Annotated in this window: 1 protein-coding gene; it reads left to right on the forward strand. The window is 72.5% G+C overall.

The features are described from left to right. Positions 1 to 2,447, forward strand: a 2,447-nt coding sequence (locus tag AB0D10_RS46160; protein ID WP_360269065.1) for an amino acid adenylation domain-containing protein, incomplete at both ends; no start/stop codon positions are given.

The following is a 2,447-nucleotide window of genomic DNA, read 5'->3' on the forward strand; positions in this document are numbered from 1 at the left end:
CCGCCCTCACCCACACCGCCCGCACCAACGGCGCCACCCTCTTCATGGTCCTCCAGACCGCCCTCGCCACCCTCCTCTCCCACCTCGGCGCAGGACACGACATCCCCATCGGCACACCCATCGCCGGACGCACCGACGACAACCTCGACAACCTCGTCGGCCTCTTCGTCAACACCCTCGTGCTGCGCACCGACCTCACCGGCAACCCCACCTTCACCCAACTCCTCGCCCGCGTCCGCGAAGCCGGTCTCACCGCCTACACCCACCAGGACATCCCCTTCGAACGCCTCGTCGAGGAGCTGGCGCCCACCCGCTCCATGGCCCGGCACCCGCTCTTCCAGGTCATGCTCGCCCTCCAGAACAACGCCACCGCCACCCTCGACCTCCCCGGCCTCACCACCACCTCCCTGCCCACCGGCGCCCCCGCCGCCAAGTTCGACCTCCAACTCGACATCAGCGAACACCATGACCCCACCGGAAACCCCGCCGGCCTCACCACCCGCATCACCTACGCCACCGACCTCTTCGACCAGAAGTCGATCGAACTCCTCGGCCGTCACTGGGTTCACCTCCTCGCCACCTTCGCCGCCGACCCCACCGCCCCGGTCCACTCCGTCGACCTGCTCACCCCCGACGACCGCCGTCACGTCCTGACCGCCTGGAACGACACCTCCACCGGCGACCCCACCCAGCCGCTCACCGCCCTCTTCGCGGCGCAGGCGGCCCGCACCCCCGACGCCACCGCCCTCGTCCACGCCGACCGGCAGCTCAGCTACGCCGACCTCGACGCCCGCAGCAACCGCCTCGCCCACCGCCTGATCGCCGCCGGCATCGGACCGGAGAGCCGGGTGGTACTGCTCGGCGAGCGGTCCCTGGACCTGGTCGTCGCGATCCTGGGCGTGCTCAAGGCGGGCGGCAGCTACATCCCGCTCGACACCCGGTACCCAGCGGCGCGGATCCAGCAGATCCTCCGGGAGAGCTCGGCCCGGGTGGTGCTGTCCGACGGCCTTCTCGGCCGGGACATCGAACTTCCCGACGGTGCCGTCCTGTTGAGCACGGGCCCGGAGGCGGTGGCGGCGTTCCCCGACACCGCGCCGGCCGTCCCGGTCCACCCGGACCAGGTGGCCTACGCGATGTACACCTCCGGCTCGACCGGCATCCCGAAGGGCGTCATGGCGACGCACCGCAACATCGCAGCCCTCGCCGCCGACCGGATGTTCCACCCGGCCGCGCACCGCCGGGTCCTCCTGCACTCGCCCCTCGCCTTCGACGGCTCCACCTACGAACTGTGGGTGCCGCTGCTGTCCGGCGGCACGGTGGTGCTCGCGCCCGTCGGCGAGACGGACCCGGCGGTGTTCCGGTCCGTACTCACCGAGCAGCGGGTGACCGGCGCGTTCTTCACCACCGCCCTGTTCAACCTGCTGGCCGAGGACGAGCCGGAGGCCTTGGCGGGCCTGGGCGAACTGCTGACGGGCGGCGAGGCGGCCTCACCGGCCGCGATGGCGGCGGTACTGGCGGCTTGCCCGGACACCGTGGTGTCGCACGTCTACGGGCCGACGGAGGCCACCACCTACGCCACCGGACACCGGCTCCCCGCCGCACCGCTGCCACGGGCGATCCCGCCGATCGGCCGCCCGCTGGACAACACGCAGGTCTTCGTCCTGGACGACCAGCTGCGCCCGGTGCCGCCACGTGTGGCCGGGGAGCTGTACATCGCCGGCACCGGCCTGGCCCGGGGCTACCTGGGCCGCCCCGGCCTGACCGCCGAACGCTTCGTCGCCTGCCCCTTCGGCGCGCCCGGCGACCGTATCTACCGCACCGGCGACATCGTCCGCTGGACCACCGACGGAGAACTGGAGTTCGTCGGCCGCACCGACGACCAGGTCAAGATCCGCGGCTTCCGCATCGAACCCGGCGAGATCCAGGCCGCCCTGGCGTCCTGCCCGGGAGTCGCCCAGGCCGCCGTCCTCGTCCGCGAGGACACCCCCGGCGACAAGCGCCTCGTCGCCTACCTCGTCCCCGCCCCCGGCTCCGCCGAAGCCGGCCACGGCGGCGACGAACTCGCCGCCCAGGTGCGGCAGTACGCCGCCGAGCGACTGCCCGAGTACATGGTCCCGTCGGCGACACTGGTCCTGACCGCCCTCCCCCTGACCGTCAACGGCAAGCTCGACCGCAAGGCGCTGCCCGTCCCCACCTACTCCACCGGCGCCGGCCGCGCGCCCGCCACCCTGCGCGAAGAACTGCTCTGCACCGTCTTCGCCGAAGTCCTCGGCCTGCCCTCGGTCGGCGTCGAGGACAGCTTCTTCGACCTCGGCGGACACTCCCTCCTCGCCACCCGCCTCACCAGCCGCATCCGCACCACCCTCGGCACCGAACTCCCCCTCCGCACCCTCTTCGAAGCCCCCACCCCCGCCACCCTCGCCCAACGAATCGACACCACCACCACC

The sequence above is a fragment of the Kitasatospora sp. NPDC048545 genome (assembly GCF_040651155.1).
GTDB lineage: Bacteria > Actinomycetota > Actinomycetes > Streptomycetales > Streptomycetaceae > Kitasatospora.